Genomic DNA, 21,274 nt, shown 5'->3' with positions numbered 1-21,274 from the left:
CGGTCAGGCGTCCGACGGCACAGCCGTGGCACGCGGCTGGCGCGCAGCCGGCGCCGCCTGGGCAGTCCCGTCCCGGGCGGTCTCCTCCAGCGTGTCGAGCAGTTGCATGGCTTCGTGCTCCATCTCCACGACATAGCCGGCAATGCGGCCACGGAACCAGCGGTGCGCCATCAACGCCGGGATCGCCACGATCATGCCAGCCGCGGTACATACCAGCGCCTTGCCGATCCCTCCCGCCAACTGGTTCACATCGCCAATACCATGGTCGAGGATACCGAGGAACAGCTGGATCATGCCGACGACCGTGCCAAACAGGCCCAGCAAGGGACCCGCCGACGCGATCGAACCCAGAGTGTTGAGATAACGCTCCATCCGGTGAACCAGATGGCGGCCCACGTCCTCGATACGCTCGCGGACCTGCTCACGCGGGCGATGGCGCACGTCCAGGGCCGCTGCGAGCAACGCGCCCAGTGGCGAGGTAGCCCGCAGCGAATCAATATGCGTCGGATCCAGCTGGCCACCACGGGCCCAGCTGCGAACTTCCTTGCCCAGTCCTGGCGGCAAGACCTCACTGCGCCGCAGTGCCCACGCCCGCTCGACGATCAATGCCAGCGCTAGCGCCGACAGCAGCAACAATGGAATCATCGGCCATCCCCCGGCCTTGACCAGCTCCAGCACTCGCTAACCTCCGGCCCGGGGCCGATTCAATCCGGTCGATAGGATAGCCCAGCGGCCGCCCCAGCCGACGATTCGCTCGCGCGGCGAGCCGCATCCCAGACCCGTGGGTGTGCGCGCCGTCTTGTTTCCACGCTTGGCCCGCCGGGCTGGAACCGCACGTGCAGGGCGCCGCCTTCACTGGTATCCAGCGTTTGTGCGCCGCTGGCGTGCCAGCGGGCGAGTATTTCGGGCTTGGGATGGCCAAACCGGTTGCCGTGTCCGCTGGAAACCAGTGCATGTCGCGCACCGGTGGCGGCAATGAACGCGGGATCGGAGGCACTGGAACTGCCGTGATGGGCGACTACGACCACCTGCACGTGCAAGCCGGCCGCCTCGTCCAGATGGCTTCGGCGTACCAGCTCGCGCTCAACCACCGCACTGATGTCCCCGGTCAACAATGCGCTGCCGTGCTCGGTGTCGATCCGCAGCACGCAGCTGGCCTCGTTACCCAGGTAGGGAAAGTGGCGCGGCGGATGCAGGAAGCGGAAATCGACCCGATCCCATTGCCACGTCTCCCCCGCCACGCAGGGCCGGGTGCCCACCAGCCCCGAACCCTGCGGCGAGTTGACCACCGGCACCGTAACTGTGCGCCTGACGGCACCGAGACCCCCGGCATGGTCGTTATCGGCGTGGCTGGCGACCGCGCGGTCGAGCCGGCGTACCCCAAGGGCGTACAGCGCAGGCAGCACCACGCGCTCGCCGGTGTCATAGCCATCCGGGCTGGCGGGCCCCATGTCGTACAGCAGGCTGTGATTGGCGGTGCGTACGAGGATCGACAAGCCTTGACCAACATCCAGCACCCGCAACTCGACCTCACCAAGCGCCGGCAGGTTGCGGGCCGGCCACAGCAGCGGCAACCACAACAGCAGCGCCAGGGGCCGTCCCGGCAAGCCGCGTGGAAGCAACAGCCAAAACGCGCCGAACATCGCCAGCGGCAACGCAAACCAGCGCGATTCGCGTAACCACCACAGCGCCAGTTCGCTACCGGCCAGATAGTCAAACAGCGGCCAACTCAGCTCGAAACACCAGGACGCCGCCTGCCACGGCCAACTACCCCACCCGTCATGCAGGAACTCCAGCCCGGTCCCGATCAGCGCCAGTGGCACCACCACCAGACTCCACCACGGCACCGCGAGCAGGTTCGCCAATGGCCCCACCAGCGAGGCCTGGCCAAACAGCACCGCGGTCAGCGGCAACAAGCCCAAGGTCGCGACGCCCTGGGCGGAAACCAGGTCCCGGAGCGGTTTTCGCCCGGCGTGTGGAAGGCACCAGAGCAGCCAGGCCACGCCAAAGAAACTGAGCCAGAAACCGGCACCCAGCACCGCCAGTGGATCGACCAGTAGAACCACCACCACCGCAAGCGCCAACGTGTCGAATGCACTCGAGCTGCGCCGCAGGCCCCGCACCCCTGCCACGACCGCGATCATCAACACCGTGCGTACGGTCGGCAGCGCAAAACCGGCAACCGCGGCGTACACCATGGCGCCGGCCAGACCGGCAAGGGCGGCGGCCACGGGACGCGGACAACGGCGACCCAGCCGCGGCCATAGCCACCAGAGGCCCGCAATAACCAGTGCAAAAAAGCCGGCCACCAGTCCGACATGGAAACCCGAAATGGCTACCAGGTGGGTCAGGCCATTGGCTCGCAGGACCTGCCAGTCAGCATCGTCCAGGTCACGGGTATCGCCCAGTGCCAACGCACGGATAAATCGCGACGTGGACGTGGGTATGGCGGTCGCGATCTGCTCCGACATGCGCTCTCGCCACGCGTTCAGTCCTTGCGCCGGGCGCAGCAGCCGGGCCGACTCGGGGGCACGGACATACCCCGTCGCCGTCAGCCGGTCGGCCAGTGCGTGCTTTTCACTGTCGAACCCGCCGGGATTACGCAGCCCGCGCGGCGCCCGCACGCGGACGGTCAGTTGCCAGCGTTGCCCCGCCCGCAGGCGGTCGCGTCCGGTCGCGCTGCCGTCGAAATCGTCGTACCAGGACAAGCGCAGCAAGCGACCACGCAGCGGTTCCGGTTGCGCCAGCTCATCGTCGACGCGAAACCCGAAGCTGGTTCGACGCGCGTGGTGCTTGGGAAGCTCGACGACCTGACCGGCAACGGTGACTTCACGCTTCTCCCAGGCCGCCGGCAGCTGGACCGACAGCGCGTACCCCGCATGCAACCCGGCCAGCGCGAAGCCAAGCAGCAAGGGGCCCATCCAGCGAACGGCGCGCCCGCGCCACCAGAGCAGAACGGCCAAGGGCGCGATCGCGACCAGCAGCCAGAACGGCGGCAACCGCGGTAGCCACAAGCACATCGACACGCCGGCCAGCAGCGCTGCGGCGCTCGCGATCCCGAATGGAGCCAGCCACACCGGGCTTGCTGGCCGCCCCGTCCTGTCCTGTTCCGTCCCGCCGGGGAGGCTGTCTCCCGGTGGCGTGGACGGCGGCATCCTTGCCGCATCGCTCATGGTTCATCCCTTCAGTCGAGTACTGCCCGAATCAGATATCCCGCGTCGCCAATTCCCGCAGCTTGCCCTGATGCAATTCCAGCACCCGGTCCAGCCGCCGCGCCAGGCGGCGATCGTGGGTGACTACCACCAGACTGGTGCGGTGTTCCCGGTTCAACTCCAGCATCTGGTCGAAGACGACCCCGGCCGTCTTCTCGTCGAGGTTGCCAGTGGGCTCATCACCCAACACGCATGCCGGCTGGTTGACCAGCGCGCGCGCGACCGCGGCACGCTGACGCTCACCACCGGAAAGCTCCCCGGGTTTGTGCTGGAGCCGGTGCCCCAGGCCGACGGCCTCCAGCAGCGCTTGCGCCCGTTGCTCAGCGTCCGGGATCCGGGCGCCGCCCAGCAGTACCGGCAACATAACGTTTTCCATCGCCGTAAACTCGGGCAGCAAATGGTGAAACTGGTAGACAAAACCCAATGCGCGGTTGCGCAACTGGCCGCGGGCGGTATCCGACAGCGTGCTCATCTTCTGTCCACCGACGAACACCTCGCCGGTGGACGGCGTATCCAGGCCACCGAGCAAGTGCAGCAACGTGCTCTTACCGGCTCCGGAAGCGCCGACGATGGCGACGGTCTCGCCCTCGTGCACGTCCAGTCGCAACCCGTCGAACACCGGTGTGCGCATCTTGCCCTCGGCGTACACCATGCCCAGGTTGGTGCATCCCAGGACCAGGCCGGCGCGCGACCCGGACGCCGGCTCGCTGGTCGTCGCCTCGCCAGTGACGGGCTTGCTGATGATCGGTTCACTCATAACGCAAAGCCTCCGCCGGCGGCGTACGCGCGGCGCGCCAGGCCGGGTAGATCGTGGCCAGGAACGCCATCACCAAGGCGACCGCCGTAATCGCCATCACGTCGCTTGGCTTCATCTCGGTGGGCAGTCCGGTGATGTAGTAAACGTCCTCGGGCAGCAAGGTCACCCCGAACACGCGTTCGATCGCGAACAGGATGTCCTCCAGGCTCAGGGTCAACACGATCCCGCCGATCACGCCGATCACGGTACCGATGATCCCGATCAGGCTGCCCTGGACCATGAACACCTGCATCACCCCGCGCGGCGACAGGCCCAGGGTCCGCAGGATGGCGATGTCGGCCTGCTTGTCGGTGACCAGCATCACCTGCGAGGACACCAGGTTGAACGCGCCCATGGCGATGATCAACGACAACAGGATCGCCATCAGGGTCTTTTCCATCTTCAATGCCCGGAACATGTTGGCGTTGTCGGTGGTCCAGTCGCTGACTTGGTAGCCGCCCAGCTTCACGGCCAGGTCGCGGGCAACATCCCAGGCCAGGTTCATGTCGTGCAGTCGCAGGCGCACGCCGGTCACGCCCTCCTGCATTCGCATCAGCCGTTGCATGTCCGCCATGTTGGTGAATGCCATGCCGCGGTCGTACTCGTTGTAGCCGACCTCGAACACGCCGCTGACGGTGAAGCGCTTGACCCGCGGCATCGCCCCCACCGGGGTGCTGTTGAACTCGGCGATGGTCATCACCACGCTGTCGCCGACGCCAACACCGAGCCAGGCCGCCAGTTCCCGTCCCAGGATGATGTTGAAACTGCCCGGGACCAGGGATTCCAGTTCACCCTGAACCATCTTGTCGCCCAGCACGGACACGGTGCGCTCATCGGCCGGCACTACGCCGCGCACCATCGCCGGTTGCTGGCGCGGGCCGTTGAGCAGGGCCTCCTTCTCCACGTAGGGTGCCGCCCCGGCCACTCGCGGATCGGCCAGTGCCATATCCACCGCTTGTTGCCAGTCAGTAAGCGGATCGCCATAGGCACTGACGGTGGCGTGCGCGGCCATCTGCAGCATGCGGTCGCGGATCTCCTTCTGGAACCCGGTCATCACCGCCAGGGTGGTGATCAGCGCCGCCACGCCCAGCGCGATGCCGAGGATGGATGCCATGGAAATAAAAGAGATAAAACCATTACGGCGCTTGGCGCGCAGGTAGCGCAGGCCGATGGCAACAGGGATGGGTTTGAACATAGGGGGCTATGGTGCCATTGAGCGTGGGGGTTGCGCAGCAGTTTCGACCGGCGCAGCCAGCCGCAGTTCACGACGACCGGCCGGGCCAAGCGTGTCGGGCCACCAGACCAGCCGCCGCTGGCGATTGTCGCTGTCGCGCCAACGGGCAAACACCAACGCCGCTCGCCACTGCAGTTGGAACCGCGTCACCGCGCTGCCATCCACTCGGACGACACCATCACGGACCTGCAAGTCGATGGCCGGCCTACTCGCTTCCCGTCGGGCCAGCCAACCGGCCCAGAGCACCACCAGACCCGCACATGGCCAGGCGGCCACGGGTGGCAGGTCGGAGACGAGCACCGAAACCGCGGCAAACAACCCGAGCATCACCAGCAAGCCCAACAGCCAATGCGACGGGCGCCACTCAAGGCGGCAGGTTGCCGATGCGTTGGACCAGTGCGGACAGCTCGTCATCGGCGGGGGTCTCCTGGCCCATGAACCAGTGCCAGAGCTTATCGTCTTCGCTTGCCAGCAGCCGTAGGAAAACGCCGCGCTCGGCTTCGGATGCCTGTCGCCATTGCTGGTCCAGGTAACGTCCCAGCAACTGGTCGAGCTCACGCATGCCACGGCGGCACTTCCAGCGCAGGCGGCGCAGCTCCAGATCATCGACATCGCTCATGGACAGGCTCTCCCAAAAAAAAGGGCGCGCCTGGAAAGCGCGCCCATTGCATCTACTGAATCGTGAGCATCAACCGGATCGTGACGCGATCTACTCAGGCGCTACGCGCGACCATCAACTTCTTGATTTCAGCAATGGCCTTGGCCGGGTTCAATCCCTTCGGGCACGTGCGGGTGCAGTTGAGGATGGTGTGGCAGCGGTACAGCTTGAACGGGTCTTCCAGGTCATCCAACCGACTACCGGTATCTTCGTCGCGGCTATCCACGATCCAGCGATACGCCTGCAGCAGGACGGCGGGGCCGAGGTAGCGGTCGCCGTTCCACCAGTGACTCGGGCAACCGGCGGTGCAACAACCGCACAGGATGCATTCGTAGAGCCCGTCGAGCTTCTTGCGATCCTCTGGCGACTGCAGGCGCTCACGGTCACTCGGTGCCGGGCTCTGGGTACGGATCCAGGGCTTGATCGATGCGTACTGGGCGTAGAAATGGGTCAGGTCGGGAACCAGATCCTTGACCACCTCCATCGCCGGCAACGGATAGATCGGCACGTCGCCGCTGCTGCAATCCTCGATTGCCCTGGTGCAGGCCAGCGTATTGGTGCCGTCGATGTTCATCGCGCACGAACCGCAAATGCCCTCGCGGCACGAGCGGCGGAAGGTCAGGGTCGGATCGATCTCGTTCTTGATCTTGATCAGCGCGTCCAGGACCATCGGCCCGCACGTCGCCATGTCCACCTCATAGGTGTCCAGGCGCGGATTCAAGCCATCATCGGGGTTCCAGCGGTAAACCCGGAACGTGCGCGGCTGTTTCGCGCCCGGCGAGTCGAAATGCCGGCCCTTTTGAATCTGGGAATTTTTTGGAAGCGCGAATTCGGCCATTGCTGCACCAGTTCCGTATCAGGGGCGGCCCGTTCCACAAGGAGCGGGCGCCGGGGAAAACCAGACCACCTCGAACGTTTGACGTCTTGCCTTGCGGCGGCGGCGTCAATCAATACACGCGCTTGGCCGGTGGAACCACTTCCACGTCGTCGGTCAGCGTGTACATGTGCACGGGGCGGTAATCGATCTTGGTATTGCCGTTTTCATCGACCCAGCACAATGAATGCTTGTGCCAGTTGACGTCGTCACGCTCGGGGAAGTCGTCACGTGCATGACCGCCGCGCGATTCGGTGCGGTTCTCGGCACACACGATCGTCGCCAGCGCCTGGTCCAGCAAGTTGGCCAATTCGAACGTTTCCACCAGGTCGGAATTCCAGACCAGCGAACGGTCGCTGACCTTGACGTCGTCGAAGGACGCCCGGATCTCGCGAATACGCTTTACGCCCTCGGCCAATGTCTCTTCGGTGCGGAACACCGCGGCATCGGCCTGCATCGCACGCTGCATCTGGTCGCGGATAATCGCGGTCGGGGTGCCGCCGTTGGCATTGCGCAGCTTGTCCAGACGCGCCAGCGGTGCTTCGCACGCATCGCCAGGCAGGTCTGCATGACTTGCCCCGGGAGTAATGGTCTCGGCGCAGTGGTTGGCCACGGCGCGACCGAACACCACCAGGTCGAGCAGCGAGTTGGAACCCAGGCGGTTTGCGCCATGAACCGATACGCAACCCGCCTCGCCAATGGCGTACAGCCCGGGAACGACCGAATCGGGGTCGCCATCCTTCAACTGGACGACCTGCCCGCGATAATTGGTCGGCACCCCGCCCATGTTGTAGTGGACGGTCGGGATCACCGGGATCGGCTGCTTCTCGACATCGACGTTGGCGAAGATGCGCGCCGACTCGGCGATGCCCGGCAGCTTCTCGTGGATCACTTCGGGGCCCAGGTGGGTCAGGTCGAGCAGCAGGTGATCCTTGTGCTCGCCGACGCCGCGCCCGCCGCGGATCTCCATCGTCATCGCACGGCTGACCACGTCACGCGAGGCCAGGTCCTTGGCGGTGGGTGCGTAGCGCTCCATGAAGCGCTCACCGGTGGCATTGCGCAGGATCCCGCCCTCGCCCCGGACGCCCTCGGTGATCAGGCAGCCGGCGCCATAGATGCCGGTCGGATGGAACTGCACGAACTCCATGTCCTGCAGACCCAGGCCGGCACGCAACGCCATGCCGCCACCGTCGCCGGTGCAGGTATGGGCCGAGGTTGCCGAAAAATACGCGCGGCCATAGCCGCCAGTGGCCAGCACCGTGCCCTGGCCACGGAACAGGTGCAGCGTGCCTTCCGCCATGTCGAGCGCAAGCACGCCGCGGCAGGTGCCATCGGCATCCATGATCAGATCGAGCGCAAAGTACTCGATGAAGAATTCGGCGTGATGGGCCAGCGATTGCTGGTACAGCGTGTGCAGGATCGCGTGGCCGGTGCGGTCGGCTGCCGCGCAGGTGCGCTGGGCGGCGGGGCCTTCGCCGTATTTGGTGGTCATGCCGCCAAACGGACGTTGGTAGATCTTGCCCTCGGCGGTGCGCGAGAACGGCACGCCCTGGTGCTCCAGCTCCACGACCGCCGGAATCGCCTCGCGGCACATGTACTCGATCGCGTCCTGGTCACCCAGCCAATCCGACCCTTTGACGGTGTCGTAGAAGTGGTACCGCCAGTTGTCTTCGCCCATGTTGCCCAACGCCGCGGCAATGCCGCCCTGGGCTGCCACGGTATGCGAGCGGGTCGGGAAAACCTTGGTGATGCAGGCGGTCTTCAGGCCCTTTTGGGCCAAACCGAAGGTCGCGCGCAGTCCGGCGCCACCGGCACCCACCACGATCATGTCGAACTTGTGTTCCTGGATCTTGTAAGCCGGCACGTCAGCCCCCGAGCGTGATGCGAATGACTGCGAACACGCTGGCGAGTGCCGCGAGGACGCAAATGAAGATGACCGCCAACTGCAGGGTGACCGCAATCCACGGCGTGTGTACGTAATCCTCGATGACGACCTGCATGCCCAGCTTGGCGTGCCAGAACGAGGCGATCATGAAGGCGGCAAGCAGCACAGCGTTGACCGGGTCGGCAACGGCGGCGCGAACACTGGTGTAGTCACCGCCGATCAATGACAGCAACAGCACAACGGCCCAGATCGACAGGAAGATCAAGGCGACCGCAGTGATCCGCTGGATGATGAAATGGTGGGTACCGCTTTTTGCCGAACCCCAACCGCGGGCACGCTTGAGCGGATTGCGCAGGTCTACCTGCGGATTGCTGTTACTCATGCGCCACCCCACTGCTGCATTGCCGCGAACCAGATCAGCGCCGTGAGCACCAGGCTGACGATGATGGTGGTCCAGCTGTTACGGATGAAAGTGCTGATCTGGAATCCCCAACCGGCATCCTGCAGCAGGTGTCGAATGCCGTTGACCAGGTGATAGGACAACGCCCAGCTCCAGCCAAACAACACGACGAATCCGAGACCGGATCGTGCGCAGGCGCTGAAGTCGGCCCATTGCGCCGGACCGGCGGCGATGGCCACCAGCCCCCAGGCAAACAGCAGGGTGCCCAACGCCAACACGATGCCGGTGGCGCGGTGCAGGATCGAGGTCACCATCTGAACCTGCCAGCTGTAGACCTGGATGTGCGGTGATATCGGGCGTGGGCGGCTGGCCATGGCAACGGCGCTCTCTGGGCTGGGCGGCGTGGCCGCGTGGCAGGAATTGCAGGCCTTCGGGCACGCCCGAAGACTCGACTGATGGTGGATCAGAACTCGTTACGGTGACGATCAAAAATCGATACAGCGGCCGTTCTTCTCCCAGTCACCATAGCGGGTGGGGTCGGGTCCGCTGCGACCGCCGTGTTCGACCGGTGCCAATGGCGTTGCTGTCGTCTCGGGGGCCCGCGGAGCGGGTGTCCCGGGCGACGCCTCGGAATCGGTCTCGGAAGTGGTTTGGCCTATCATCACAGACCCCAATCTTAGGACTCGGCCCCTTGTCTGACAAGTCGCAATACGACGATGACGCCTGCTTCACGTTGTCCGGGCACCGCGTGGTCATGCTCCAGGGACGGGACGCCGTCGGGTTTGCGCAGGCCCAATTCATGAATGACCTTGATGCGCTGGCTACCGGACAATGGCAATGGAACGGCTGGCTGACGCCGAAGGGTCGCGTGATTGCGCTGTTCGCATTGCTCAAGCTGGACGAGGAGAGTGTGTGGCTGCTATTGCCCGATGCCGACCCCAGAGCGCTGGCCGAGCGTTTGCGCGGGTTCCTTTTCCGCAGCAAGGTCACGATCAGCGTGCGCGACGATTTGGAGGTCAGCGGGCGGTTCTCAGCGGCAAAAACGGCAAGCGGGAACCTGGCCGAAATTGCTGACGACGGGTCGGTCGAGTTCGACATGAGCGCCGAGGGCGGCCCGCGAGGCTTGCGGATTGCCGCAGCGACGTCGGCCACAGACGCCGCGTCCGCCAACACCGACGGGGCCGCGCGCTGGCGGCTGATCGATCTCGAGCACGGCTTGCCACGGCTGCCGGAATCACAGGCAGAACAATGGACGCCGCAGCAATTGTCGCTGCAACGCTTGTCCGGCTTCAGCATCAAGAAGGGCTGCTACCCGGGCCAGGAGATCGTCGCGCGCACGCATTTTCTCGGCAAGGCGAAGCGTGGATTGGTTCTGCTGGAGGCCACTGCTGCGACCGCATCTGGCAGTGACGTGACCAGCACTGCCGCAGACGGCGTCACTACCGTATTGGGTCGCATTGCGGCCGCTGCCACCCATGGCGGGCGGCATGTCAGCCTCGCCGTGCTGCCGCTGGAGCGCGGGAGCGAGGCGGCGAGATTGAGCGTGGACGGCACCACTGCGCGCGAAGGCATCCTGATGGACGGCCTTGCTCGCTGAAGTTAAGCCACGACGAGCGAAGCGCGCCCGTCAGATTTTCGTGTCACCCAACTGGTCCGCCGCCGCAACGATGTCCTCCTCGCCCGGGATCACCAGGAATGCCGCGCCGGCCAACGGGGTGTAGGTGTCGACGCCGACCACGCGTTGGAACGGAATGGCTCCCAGTCCGCCTTCGGCAATCGCGGTGATCACGCCCTCGCCGACACCGGCACTGCGACGCCCCTCGTCGACCACGATGATTCGTTTCGCATCACGTGCGTGATCGACGATGAACCCGTCATTGAGCGGCACCAGCCAGCGCAGGTCGACCACTCGCGTCTTCCAGCCATGTTTCTGTTCGATCGCGCGGGCGGCGCGCAGGCTCATCGGCACCCCGTTGCCGTAGGTGAAGATCACCAGGTCGTCGTGGCCGGCGTCGTACACCCTGCCCTCGCCCAGCGTCATTGCCTCGCCCGGTGCGGGATAGCTGGTCAACCAGCCGCCATCGCCCGGCTCGTGCAGGTCCTTGGCCATGTACAACGCGATCGGCTCCAGGAACACGCTCACCCGCCCATCGACCTTCGCCAATGCCGTCAAGGTGCGCAGCATGGTCACCGCATCGTCGCCACGTGACGGACAACCCACGACCAGGCCGGGGATGTCGCGCAAGGCGGTGATCGAGTTGTCGTTGTGGAAATGGCCGCCAAATCCGCGCTGGTAACCCAGTCCGGCGATGCGCACCACCATCGGGTTGGCGTACTGGTTATTGCTGAAGAACTGCAGGCTTGCGGCCTCGCCGCGGAGCTGGTCGCAGGCGTTGTGGAAGTACGCCAGGTACTGGATCTCCGGGATCGGCAGCATGCCGACATTCGCAAACCCCTGTGCCATGCCAAGGATCATCGTCTCGTCGAGCAGCGTGTTGAATACCCGGCGCGCGCCGAAGGCCTTCTGCAGTCCCTTGGTCACCGTGTAGACGCCGCCCTTCTGGGCCACATCCTCGCCGAACAGCAGGGCCTCGGGATACTTCGCGAAGGTGTCGTGCAACGCATGGTTGATCTGGATTGCGAGGTGGCGCGGCGGCTGTTTCTCCGGCAGTTTCGACTCCTCGCCGAACACTTCCAGCCGGCGCTGGCCGAAATCGGCGCGTTCGGCCTCGGCCTTGACCGTCGCCGGCGTATACGGCGCCAACGGTGCGATGACGTCTTCAAGCTTGTCGAGCTTGGGCCGGCGATCGGCTTCCTCCGCGGCGGCGAAGCAGCGCTTACGGGTGGCCTCGTACAGCGCCAACACCTCGTCCTTCGACATCAGGCCCGATTCCAGAGCGATCGCGGCTGAGCGCAGCAGCGGGTCGGTCGCTTCGACGGCACACAATTCCTCCAGCGAACGCCATTCGATCTCGAAGTCGGTACCGGCGTGACCCATGATCCGGGTCGTGCGCAGGTGCAGGAAGGTCGGCCGGCGGGTGCGGCGGCAATGCTCGACGGCGCGTTGGACGTCGGCATAGCCGGTCGCCAGGTCAAGCCCGTCGGCAGTGAAATAATCCAGGTTCGGCCGCTGCGAGAAGTTCTGCGCGATCCAGCCGTTCGGAGTTTTTACCGAGATCCCAATGCCGTTGTCCTCGCAGACGAACAGCACCGGCGCGGGCAGCTTCTGGTACGCCGTCCATGCTGCGGCGTTGAACGCGGTCTGGGCGGTGGCATGGTTGCTGGAGGCGTCGCCAAACGAGCAGATCGCGATGCTGTCATCGGGGATTGGCAGATCATGGCCGAGCCGCCTGCCGGCCTCGATCGCGATCGCCGTGCCGAGCGCCTTGGGCAGGTGGGAGGCGATGGTCGAGGTCTGTGGCAGCACCCACAGCGGCTTGCTACCCCAGACTTTGTGCCGGCCGCCACTGGCCGGATCATCCTTGCTGGCCGCAAAGCTCAGTGCCGAATCCATCGCTGGGTCCATGCCCGGCAACTTGCGGAAGCGCTCGGCCATGAAGCCGCCACTGCGGTAATGCAGGAACGCCGGATCGGTATGCCGGGTCGCCCGGGCCACCATCGCATTGCCTTCATGGCCGGACGAACCGATGGTGTAGAAGACCTTGTTCTGCACCCGCAACACGCGCGCCATCAGGTCGAGGTGACGGCTGACCAGCTGCGACTCGAACAGTTCGATGAAGCTTTGTGCGTCCAGCGCGCTGCCTTCGACGATCGGCTCATGCGGCGCCGGTGGCGCGTCGATCGCGCCGTCCCAGTCGCGCACGAACTCGGTGAAATTGACATCACAGATCTCGGCGCGATTAAGACCCCTCATGCGCGCGGGGATGGGGTTGGACAATGTTGACATCGACAGGCTCCGCCTCACCGTCAAGCAAGGCTTCAAATGGGGGAAAGGCACCGGATCTCGCGGCAGTGATGGCGATTTGACTCAGGACGGAGGCTTCGCGCGCCGCGCTTGCCATTGCTCACAGGTCTGTCCCCATATCTCGATCGGATGATCCTCCAATGGGGGCGGCAACCGGCCCGGCCCACGATTGGTCGAGCCCAGTCGCGCCGCCAGTGCTTGCGAAGCGCGGTTGTCCGGATCGATCGAATGGATTACCTCGGACCACTGCAGATGGTTGAACGCCCAGTCGATCGTCGCAATCGCCGCCTCATGCGCATAGCCACGTCCCCACGATGAGCGTTTGAATGACCAGCCCACCTCGGTCCCCGGCCAACCTTCGGGCTGCCACGGACCGGTCTGGCCGAGCCACTCGCCGCTGGTCTTGTCGATGACCGAAAACATGGCAAAGCCCTGCATCGCCCACGCTCCGGGCATCTGCAGGAACTTGCGCCAAGCGGCGGCACGCGGCAGGGCGCCACCGATGTAGCGGGCGGCCTCCTCGTCGCCGATCAACTCCGCGAAGCCCTCGAAATCCGGACGTTGCGGTGGGCGCAGGATCAGGCGTTCGGTTTCAAGCGTAGGTCCGAGGTGAACGGTCATGGGGTATCGGGTTCCTAGAACGCGTTGATGCCGGTCAGCTCGCGGCCAAGCACCAACTGGTGCACGGTCTCGGTGCCCTCGTAGGTGATCACCGATTCCAGGTTCAGTGCGTGGCGGATCGCGCAATGCTCGGTGGTGATGCCGGCACCGCCCAGCAGGTCGCGGCATTGGCGCGCGATATCGATCGCCATCCGGCAGTTGTTCCACTTGGCCAGCGAGACTTGGGTAGGCGCCATGGTGCCGGCGTCCTTCAGCCGGCCCAACTGCACGACCAGCAACTGCGCCATGGTGATCCGGCGCGCCATGTCGGCCAGCTTCAGCTGGGCCGATTGCGTCGCCGCCACCGGACGGTCGAACAGGATGCGTTCCTTGGAGTAGTTCAGCGCCTCGTCCAGGCATGCGATCGCCGCGCCGATCGGGCCCCAGGTGATGCCGTAACGGGCCTGGGTCAGGCAGCCCAGCGGACCGCGCAGGCCTTTCACGTTGGGCAAGCGGTTGGCTTCGGGCACGCGCACGTTGTCGAAGAACAGCGACGACGTCACCGACGCGCGCAGGCTCATCTTGTGCTTGATCTCCTGGGCAGCAAAACCGGCCATGCCCTTCTCGACCACGAAGCCCTGGATACCGTCGTCGGTCTGCGCCCAGACGATCGCGATGTCGGCCAGGTTGCCGTTGGTGATCCACATCTTGGAGCCGTTGAGCACCCAGTCGCCGCCGTCTTTTTTGGCGTGGGTCTTCATGTTGCCCGGGTCGGAGCCGCCATGCGCTTCGGTCAGGCCGAAACAACCGATGACCTTGCCGGCGGCCATGTCGGGCAGCCAGCGCTGCTTCTGTTCTTCGGTGCCATAGGCAAATATCGGGTACATGCACAGCGAGGACTGCACCGAGACGAAGCTGCGGATGCCGCTGTCGCCGCGCTCCAGCTCCTGGCAGATCAGGCCGTAGCTGACCGAGTTCAGGCCACCGCCGCCGTACTGCTCCGGCAGGGTCGCACCCAGCAGGCCGAGTTCTGCGATCTCCGGCACCAGCTCCTTCGGGAAGCGGCCGTCATCAAACGCGTCACCGATGATCGGCAGCACCCGCTCGTCGGTGAACCGCGCCACCGTGTCCTGCACGGCGCGCTCCTCTTCGGTCAGCAGGGAACGGGTGTCGTACAGGTCGTAGGGATTCAGGGCCATGGTGAACTCGTACTTGGAAAGCTCCCATTGTAAGCAGGCGCCCTGAAGGAAAGCATCAGGAACATCGCAACGAAGCAATCCGCGGCAAAACAAAAAGGGGCCGGAAATTCCGGCCCCTTCGGGTTGTTGCCTGTTCGCGCTTGTGAAATCAGCCGCGATCGGCGCCAGTGTTCGCCGAGGCCGTCTGGGTGACTACCTGGCCATCGATCACCGGCAAGCGCTTGCCGGGCTCATCGTCCAGACGCACGGTTTGATCCTGTCCCTGGTAGCGATAGGTCACGTCGTAGGCGACCACCTGGTCCTCGCTGCCCAGCGAGATCTTCTCGCCGGGCTTGCTGCCCGTACGCATTGTGCCGGTGGTGCCGTCGGGATTGCGATACGTCACGTTGTATCCAATGACCTTGGTGGACTTGGAGGTGTCGGAGACGGTGCGGCACTGGGTGTCGACACGCTGGCTCACCTGGCCACCCACGTGGTTGCGATCGACCCGGTTGCCGACGAAACCGCCGGCAACGGCGCCGGCCGCAGTCGCGAGCTTCTTGCCGTTGCCTCCGCCCACCTGGTTACCCAACACACCGCCGATCACAGCACCGGCGACCGTTCCGCCAACGTTGCCATCGCGCTCGGGTGCGCGTTGTTGCACGACCACGTCCTCGCAAACCTGACGCGGGGTCGAGGTGGTGCTGGTCTCGCGAATCGGGTCGGTGCCGATCACGCTGGCAAACAATTCCTGCTTCTTCAGGATCGGATCAACGTTGACCACGTCGGCATACTCCAGGTTGCCGCTGGGCTTGATCGCACCGGCGCTGTCGACGTCGCCCGACAGATTGGCAGTCAACCCGTCGCCATTGGCAACCAGTGCCGATTCACCGGCATCGGTGCCGCTGAAGCTGTTGTAGGCGGCGACGGCCACGCCACCAACCAGCAGGGCGGCGAGCGCCACGGCAAGCATGTTCTTGTTCATTACGTCGCTCTCCTTCGTGAAGCGGTGCATTCCGCCATTTCAGATGTCGGTATCTGAGCACCTTGATGCTGAACAGAGGCCGCCAGCCGAGACCACAACCGCCAAACCGTGAAGTCCGCCCGATCAGCGCGTGCTAGCTTCCCGGTTATCCGACTCGCGAGATGGTCATGCCCAATCCTTTGCTCCTGCCGCTACTCAGCTGGGCGCGAAAGCTGCGCTACCCAACGCTGTTCAAGCTGACCGCGGCCTTGTTCGTAATCACTGTCTTGATACCCGATCCATTTCCGTTCATCGATGAAATCGTCCTGGGCCTGGGCACCTTGCTGCTGGCTAACTGGAAAAATCGCAAGGACACCATTCAGGCTCCGGCACCTCGCGACCGCGACCGGTAACGGTTCGTCGTGCTGGTCGACAGTCATTGCCACCTGGACGCCGCGGAGTTTGATGTCGACCGCGCCGAGGTGATCGCGCGCGCCATCCAGGCCGGTGTCACCCGACAGATCGTGCCTGCAGTGACTGCCGCTGATTGGCCGAAATTGCGCGCGGTATGCGAGGCCGATGATCGGCTGCACCCGGCTTACGGACTGCATCCGATGTTCCTGGCCTCCTATCACCCCAGGCACCTGGACGAGCTGCGCCAGTGGATCGAGCGCGAGAGCCCGGTAGCGGTCGGCGAGTGCGGACTGGACTACTTCGTCGACGGACTTGATCGTGACCTCCAGATGACCTGCTTCCAGGCCCAACTCACTCTGGCTCGTGAGTTCGATCTGCCGGTCATCGTCCACGCCCGCAAGGCGGTGGATGCGGTAACGATGGCGATCCGTGCAATCGGTGGCTTGCGCGGCGTCGTCCACAGCTTTTCAGGCAGCCAGCAGCAGGCCGAGAATCTGTGGGAACAAGGCTTTTTGCTCGGCCTTGGTGGCCCGGTCACCTACCCGCGCGCCAACCGGCTGCGCAAACTGGCCGCCACCATGCCGCTGGAGTGGTTGCTGCTGGAAACCGACGCACCCGACCAACCCGACGCCGCCCATCGCGGCAAGCGCAACGAGCCGGCCCGCCTGACCCATGTACTGCAGACCATTGCCGACTTGCGCGAGGTCGCACCAGCAGAGGTGGCCGCCGCAACGACAGCGAATGCCGAACGATTGTTCCGGTTGCCACCGACCCGGAAACCGACCTAGGCGGGTGGAAGCACCCGCGGCGGCTTCAACAGCAGCTCCAGCGCCTTGCCCACCATGACAAACGCAAACGCGCCGGTAACGTGCGTGGCGGCGCCCAGACCGGCGCCACAGTCGAGCTTGAGCGCCGCGTCCCCAGCGACCGACGGACGCAAGCCGCAGACGCTGCCATCGGCTTGCGGATACCTCACGTTCTCCAGCGAGTACACCGCCGGCACTCCGAAATAGCGCTGCAGGCTCTTGGGGAAATTGAACTCGCTCCGCAATTTTTTACGTACCAGCGCCAACATCGCGTCGTGCTCGGTACGAGACAGGTCCCGCACCCGCACCAGGGTCGGATCGACCCGCCCGCCTGCCGAGCCACACACCACCAGTGGCAACTTGCGTCGTCGACACCATGCAATCAACTCGACTTTGCTACGGAAGCTGTCGCAGGCATCCAGCACCAGGTCAAATCGGCGGTCCAGCAATTGGGCCATGTTGCCGGCGACCAGAAAGTCTGCGACCGGTTCCACCTCCAGCAACGGATTGATAGCCCTGCAGCGCTCGGCCATCGCCTCGACCTTGGCCTTGCCAAACTGCCCGGCATGCGCGGGCAATTGGCGGTTGCTGTTGGACACACAGATATCGTCGGCATCGACCAGGGTCAAGTGTCCGACCCCGCTACGCGCCAAGGCCTCCACCACCCACGAGCCAACCCCGCCCATGCCAATCACGGCAACCCGGCTGCCCGAGAACCGCGCCAGCGCCCCGGCACCATACAAGCGGTCGATCCCGCCAAAACGTTCCAGCAAAGCCGGGTCCAGCGAAGCAGTATTCATCCGGGCATTGTAAGTGCCACCGAGCACGAGACCGGCGACACGCGTGCTATCGTTCGGCGAAATTCACAGGAGCGCGACCATGACCACCCCCACGCCCAAGACCACCAATGGGTCAAAGTACATTTTCCTGTTGCTGCTGGGCTTGGTCATCGGCGTGCTCGCAACGGTCATGGCATTGCGCGCGATCGAGAGCCGGAAGGGTTGGCAGGATCACTTCCCACATGCGGCAATGCATATGATGCAGGCCCACGCCGCACAGCTGGGCGGGAGCGTCAAGGCCAACCGCTGCGCCGCGACTGACAGTCTGCCGCACCTGCAGGCACTACGGACGGTCGCCAATGACCTGGAGCCTGCCCTTCCTGGCTTGCGCGACGACAAGCGTTTCGTCGAGCACGCAGGCGACCTGCGTGCGACGCTGGATTCAGCACTTGCCAGTCCCCCGCTCAACTGCGAAGGCCTGGCCAAGGTCACCAAGAGCATCGGTGAGTCATGCAAAGCCTGTCATCAGGATTTTCGCGGTTGACCGGATGTTCACGATCCAGCGCATAAGTTGAGGGCGCAACCGGGCCCATCATCCGGTGACACCCCGCCTTCGCAGGAGATCCGCATGAATATCCAGAACCTCAAATTGTTCGGTGTGGCCGCCGCTGCCAGCCTTGCTCTGGCCGGTTGCGCCACCCCGGGTTACGGCAACAACTACGGCTCACCGTCGCCGAACTACGGCAACAACGGCGCCAATTGCCAGGACTGCGGCACCGTGGTTCGTATCGAGCAGGTCGGCAACAACAGCAATGTGCCCAATGCCACCGGTGCGGTTCTGGGTGGTCTGGTAGGTGCGGCTGCGGGCCGCGAGCTGGCCGATGACGAGAGCAAGGGTCGTCGCAACACCGCTACCGTTGCAGGCGCGGTGGCAGGCGCGGTGGCAGGCAACGCCATCCAGAACCGGGTCGGCGGGGCGGGCTACAACGTCCATGTGCGCATGGACAACGGCCGCACCACCGTGGTCAGCCAGGACGACCTGGGCGGCATCCGCCAAGGCTCGTACGTGCGCGTATACAACGGGCGGGCCTGGGCGCGCTGATACGCGCTGTCCGACAGCTGCGCGCGCGGCTGCGCCCCAAGTGCCACATTCCAACAAAAAAACGTTCCCGTAAAAAAACAGGCGGCCCGCAACTGCGGACCGCCTGTTCTATTTCGACAGCCGAATCCCGGCGGGTGCCGGGGTTCGCGTCTTATACGGCCTGGACTTCGTCAGCCTGCAAACCCTTCTGACCCTGGGTCACGACGAACGAGACCTGCTGGCCTTCCTGCAGGCTCTTGAAGCCCTCGGACTGGATGGCACGGAAATGGACGAACACATCTTCGCCATTTTCACGGCTGATAAAGCCAAAACCCTTGGCATCGTTGAACCACTTGACGGTTCCGGTTTCACGGTTGGACATTAACTTGCTCCTTGGAACATTTGATTGACAACAGCGCGGTTGCACGGTGCTGGTTGCAAGGAGGAAGCGAGGTACAACGATGAAGCGATCATGGGATCAGCGCATCGAGCCAAGATTCACGGTGACCCTGACAAACAGCGGCCTGAAACTAACCCGTACAGTGTGAAAACGCAATAACGTATCCAGTAAAACTGGTGGGGACTTGGCATGGATCTGGTGAATATCTACTACCTCATCGCCGCGTTGCTGGTTCTGGTGGGCCTGGCCGGCACAGTACTGCCTGCCCTGCCAGGGGTGCCGTTGATGTTCGCTGGCATGCTGCTGGCGGCCTGGGCCGGCAATTTCGAACAGGTGGGATGGTGGGTGGTGGTCGTGCTGGGCGTGCTGACCGTGCTGTCGATCGCCGTCGACCTGCTTGCCACTGCGATGGGCGCCAAGCGAGTCGGCGCCAGCCGACTGGCCTTGGTGGGCGCGGTAGTTGGCACCCTTGTGGGCTTGTTCTTCGGCATCATCGGTGTACTGGCGGGTCCCTTTATTGGCGCCCTGGTCGGCGAGTTGATCCACGGCAGACAAGTCCGCCAGGCGGCCCGGGTCGGTTTCGGTACCTGGCTGGGCATCCTGGTCGGCACCGTGCTCAAGGTTGGGCTGGCGTTCGCGATGTTGGGAATTTTTGCCTTTGCGTGGTTTATTTGACCCTCTGGCACCCATGCCACGTTCACACCAACTTTGACCATGAACGGGCAAAGTAGGCACCTTCAGATGGGGTGTGGGGAGCATCAATGCCACGATGGAGTCGCCAACGCATGACCTGGATCATCCTAGCCACCGTGCTGATCACTGCCTTGGCTGTGATCATCGGGCTCAACTTCGCCACCCCGACCAAGCAGCTCGACCGCAAAATCGAGCATCGCTACGCAATCAGCGACCCGCAATTCCGTCGGGAAATGTCGGTGATGCTGGGTCCATCGGTGTTGTCTGGAAACCAGGTCACAGCCCTCAACAACGGTGACGAAATCTTTCCGTCGATGCTGGAGGCAATCCGCAGCGCGCAGGTTTCCATCACCTTTGAGACCTACATCTACTGGTCCGGAGCGATTGGCAAAGAGTTCACCGAAGCGCTGTCAGAGCGTGCGCGGGCAGGCATCCCGGTGCACGTCACCATTGACTGGGTCGGCAGCCTCAAGATGGATCAGCAGTTGCTGGATCGCATGCGCGACGCAGGCGTTCGGCTGGAGCGTTACCGGCCCTTACATTGGTACAACCTGAGCCGGATGAACAACCGCACCCACCGCAAGCTGTTGGTGGTCGATGGCAAGATCGGCTTCACTGGCGGCGTCGGTATTGCGGACCCGTGGCAGGGCCACGCGCAGGATCCCGATCACTGGCGCGACATGCACTTCCGGGTGGAAGGCCCGGTGGTGGGGCAAATACAGGCGGCGTTCAACGACAACTGGATCAAGAGCACCGGCGAGGTGTTGAACGGCCCGAAGTATTTCCCCGCACTGCCGCCTGCCGGAGATATCGACGCGCATATGCTCACCGCCTCTCCGTCCGGTGGCAGCGAAAGCATGCATCTGATGTACTTGATGGCGATCGCCGCGTCCGAGCAGTCGATCGACCTGACCGCGTCGTACTTCGTGCCAGACTCGTTGATCATCAGCGCGCTGGTGGCGGCTCGCGAACGCGGCGTGCGAATCCGGATCCTGGTGCCGGGCCCGCATATCGATGCGAACGCCGTACGACTGGCGTCCAAGTCCACCTGGGGGCCATTGCTGGACGCGGGCGTCGAAATCCACGAATACCAACCCACGATGATCCACACCAAGCTGCTGGTCATCGACCAGGAACTGGTCTCGGTCGGCTCCACCAACTTCGACATCCGCTCGTTCCAGCTCAACGACGAGGCGAGCCTGAACATCTATGACCATGAACTTGCGGAGCGGATGACCAGGGTGTTCGAGCGGGACCTGGAGTCGAGCAAGCGCTACACCTACCAAACCTGGCAGGAACGGCCGTGGACGGAAAAAATTGCCGAGCGGGTCTTGTTGCCAATCAAGTCACAATTGTGAAGCCGGGCGACCAGACG

Annotated in this window: 24 protein-coding genes; 7 read left to right on the top strand and 17 right to left on the bottom strand. The window is 64.2% G+C overall.

The features are described 5' to 3' along the window. Window positions 1-3: 3 nt before the first annotated feature. The 11 genes from ACW5DN_RS03555 to ACW5DN_RS03505 form a co-directional block, all read right to left on the bottom strand. Complete coding sequence (locus tag ACW5DN_RS03555) at window positions 4-678, bottom strand: MotA/TolQ/ExbB proton channel family protein (RefSeq protein WP_456961380.1); 675 nt, start codon at window positions 676-678, stop codon at window positions 4-6. A 26-nt stretch (window positions 679-704) separates the two neighbouring features. After that, window positions 705-3,020 (bottom strand): DNA internalization-related competence protein ComEC/Rec2, encoded by a 2,316-nt coding sequence (locus ACW5DN_RS03550; protein WP_456962945.1) that lies wholly within the window; start codon window positions 3,018-3,020, stop codon window positions 705-707. Window positions 3,021-3,204: 184 nt separating this feature from the next. Continuing rightward, a complete protein-coding gene (gene lolD / locus ACW5DN_RS03545) occupies window positions 3,205-3,969 on the bottom strand; it encodes a lipoprotein-releasing ABC transporter ATP-binding protein LolD (RefSeq protein WP_456961379.1) in 765 nt (254 codons plus the stop codon). After that, the gene (locus ACW5DN_RS03540) at window positions 3,962-5,203 is read right to left on the bottom strand and encodes a lipoprotein-releasing ABC transporter permease subunit (protein WP_456961378.1); all 1,242 of its coding nucleotides are present in this window, start codon (window positions 5,201-5,203) and stop codon (window positions 3,962-3,964) included. Before ACW5DN_RS03540 ends, lolD begins: the two co-directional genes overlap by 8 nt. A gap of 6 nt (window positions 5,204-5,209) precedes the next feature. After that, window positions 5,210-5,656, bottom strand: a complete 447-nt coding sequence (locus ACW5DN_RS03535; protein ID WP_456961377.1) for a hypothetical protein — start codon at window positions 5,654-5,656, stop codon at window positions 5,210-5,212. Next, window positions 5,607-5,861, bottom strand: coding sequence for an FAD assembly factor SdhE (locus tag ACW5DN_RS03530; RefSeq protein ID WP_456961376.1), 255 nt, complete (start codon window positions 5,859-5,861; stop codon window positions 5,607-5,609). The genes ACW5DN_RS03535 and ACW5DN_RS03530 overlap by 50 nt, the downstream gene beginning before the upstream one ends. 94 nt (window positions 5,862-5,955) lie before the next feature. After that, window positions 5,956-6,738 (bottom strand): succinate dehydrogenase iron-sulfur subunit, encoded by a 783-nt coding sequence (locus tag ACW5DN_RS03525; RefSeq protein WP_456961375.1) that lies wholly within the window; start codon window positions 6,736-6,738, stop codon window positions 5,956-5,958. Between the two features lie 109 nt (window positions 6,739-6,847). Next, window positions 6,848-8,638 carry a succinate dehydrogenase flavoprotein subunit gene (gene sdhA / locus ACW5DN_RS03520; RefSeq protein ID WP_456961374.1) on the bottom strand — a complete coding sequence of 597 codons (1,791 nt, stop codon included), beginning with the start codon at window positions 8,636-8,638 and terminating at the stop codon, window positions 6,848-6,850. Window position 8,639: 1 nt separating this feature from the next. Next, on the bottom strand, window positions 8,640-9,041 hold the full coding sequence (gene sdhD, locus ACW5DN_RS03515; protein WP_456961373.1) for a succinate dehydrogenase, hydrophobic membrane anchor protein: 402 nt from the start codon (window positions 9,039-9,041) through the stop codon (window positions 8,640-8,642). Beyond that, a complete protein-coding gene (sdhC, locus tag ACW5DN_RS03510; protein WP_456961372.1) occupies window positions 9,038-9,433 on the bottom strand; it encodes a succinate dehydrogenase, cytochrome b556 subunit in 396 nt (131 codons plus the stop codon). The genes sdhD and sdhC overlap by 4 nt, the downstream gene beginning before the upstream one ends. A 111-nt stretch (window positions 9,434-9,544) precedes the next feature. Next, window positions 9,545-9,721: a DUF1674 domain-containing protein gene (locus tag ACW5DN_RS03505; RefSeq protein WP_456961371.1), complete on the bottom strand. Its 177-nt coding sequence runs from the start codon at window positions 9,719-9,721 to the stop codon at window positions 9,545-9,547. A 92-nt stretch (window positions 9,722-9,813) separates the two neighbouring features. Between ACW5DN_RS03505 and ygfZ the strand changes: the two genes are divergently transcribed. Next, window positions 9,814-10,656, top strand: a complete 843-nt coding sequence (gene ygfZ / locus ACW5DN_RS03500; RefSeq protein WP_456962944.1) for a CAF17-like 4Fe-4S cluster assembly/insertion protein YgfZ — start codon at window positions 9,814-9,816, stop codon at window positions 10,654-10,656. 30 nt (window positions 10,657-10,686) lie between these two features. On the opposite strand, the gene ACW5DN_RS03495 is transcribed toward ygfZ, so the two are convergent. The 4 genes from ACW5DN_RS03495 to ACW5DN_RS03480 form a co-directional block, all read right to left on the bottom strand. Then, the gene (locus tag ACW5DN_RS03495) at window positions 10,687-12,966 is read right to left on the bottom strand and encodes a thiamine pyrophosphate-dependent enzyme (RefSeq protein ID WP_456961370.1); all 2,280 of its coding nucleotides are present in this window, start codon (window positions 12,964-12,966) and stop codon (window positions 10,687-10,689) included. Between the two features lie 81 nt (window positions 12,967-13,047). Next, window positions 13,048-13,605 (bottom strand): GNAT family N-acetyltransferase, encoded by a 558-nt coding sequence (locus tag ACW5DN_RS03490; protein ID WP_456961369.1) that lies wholly within the window; start codon window positions 13,603-13,605, stop codon window positions 13,048-13,050. A 14-nt stretch (window positions 13,606-13,619) separates the two neighbouring features. Continuing rightward, window positions 13,620-14,783, bottom strand: a complete 1,164-nt coding sequence (locus tag ACW5DN_RS03485) for an acyl-CoA dehydrogenase family protein (RefSeq protein WP_456961368.1) — start codon at window positions 14,781-14,783, stop codon at window positions 13,620-13,622. A gap of 148 nt (window positions 14,784-14,931) precedes the next feature. Next, window positions 14,932-15,747 carry a glycine zipper 2TM domain-containing protein gene (locus ACW5DN_RS03480; protein ID WP_456961367.1) on the bottom strand — a complete coding sequence of 272 codons (816 nt, stop codon included), beginning with the start codon at window positions 15,745-15,747 and terminating at the stop codon, window positions 14,932-14,934. Window positions 15,748-15,914: 167 nt separating this feature from the next. Between ACW5DN_RS03480 and ACW5DN_RS03475 the strand changes: the two genes are divergently transcribed. Together ACW5DN_RS03475 and ACW5DN_RS03470 are read left to right on the top strand one after the other, a co-directional pair. Further along, on the top strand, window positions 15,915-16,139 hold the full coding sequence (locus ACW5DN_RS03475) for a DUF6116 family protein (protein ID WP_456961366.1): 225 nt from the start codon (window positions 15,915-15,917) through the stop codon (window positions 16,137-16,139). 9 nt (window positions 16,140-16,148) lie between these two features. Next, window positions 16,149-16,928 (top strand): TatD family hydrolase, encoded by a 780-nt coding sequence (locus ACW5DN_RS03470; RefSeq protein ID WP_456961365.1) that lies wholly within the window; start codon window positions 16,149-16,151, stop codon window positions 16,926-16,928. Here the strand turns inward: ACW5DN_RS03470 and ACW5DN_RS03465 are convergent. Next, the gene (locus ACW5DN_RS03465; protein ID WP_456961364.1) at window positions 16,925-17,746 is read right to left on the bottom strand and encodes a tRNA threonylcarbamoyladenosine dehydratase; all 822 of its coding nucleotides are present in this window, start codon (window positions 17,744-17,746) and stop codon (window positions 16,925-16,927) included. The two genes, ACW5DN_RS03470 and ACW5DN_RS03465, sit on opposite strands and share 4 nt — an antisense overlap. A 79-nt stretch (window positions 17,747-17,825) precedes the next feature. Here ACW5DN_RS03465 and ACW5DN_RS03460 point away from each other — a divergent pair, with 79 nt between their 5' ends. Then, window positions 17,826-18,269 carry a hypothetical protein gene (locus tag ACW5DN_RS03460; RefSeq protein WP_456961363.1) on the top strand — a complete coding sequence of 148 codons (444 nt, stop codon included), beginning with the start codon at window positions 17,826-17,828 and terminating at the stop codon, window positions 18,267-18,269. Between the two features lie 84 nt (window positions 18,270-18,353). Beyond that, window positions 18,354-18,827: a glycine zipper 2TM domain-containing protein gene (locus ACW5DN_RS03455; protein WP_456961362.1), complete on the top strand. Its 474-nt coding sequence runs from the start codon at window positions 18,354-18,356 to the stop codon at window positions 18,825-18,827. A 151-nt stretch (window positions 18,828-18,978) separates the two neighbouring features. Here the strand turns inward: ACW5DN_RS03455 and ACW5DN_RS03450 are convergent, their stop codons facing one another. Beyond that, window positions 18,979-19,188 (bottom strand): cold-shock protein, encoded by a 210-nt coding sequence (locus tag ACW5DN_RS03450; RefSeq protein ID WP_036193815.1) that lies wholly within the window; start codon window positions 19,186-19,188, stop codon window positions 18,979-18,981. Window positions 19,189-19,395: 207 nt separating this feature from the next. Here ACW5DN_RS03450 and ACW5DN_RS03445 point away from each other — a divergent pair, with 207 nt between their 5' ends. Both ACW5DN_RS03445 and ACW5DN_RS03440 read left to right on the top strand, forming a co-directional pair. Continuing rightward, window positions 19,396-19,881 (top strand): DUF456 domain-containing protein, encoded by a 486-nt coding sequence (locus ACW5DN_RS03445; protein ID WP_456961361.1) that lies wholly within the window; start codon window positions 19,396-19,398, stop codon window positions 19,879-19,881. Between the two features lie 110 nt (window positions 19,882-19,991). Then, a complete protein-coding gene (locus tag ACW5DN_RS03440) occupies window positions 19,992-21,257 on the top strand; it encodes a phospholipase D-like domain-containing protein (RefSeq protein WP_456961360.1) in 1,266 nt (421 codons plus the stop codon). Window positions 21,258-21,274 lie beyond the last annotated feature (17 nt).

Source organism: Lysobacter sp. A289, from assembly GCF_054072675.1.
Note: the sequence above shows the minus strand (reverse complement) of the source record. Positions and strands in the feature narration are given on the sequence as shown.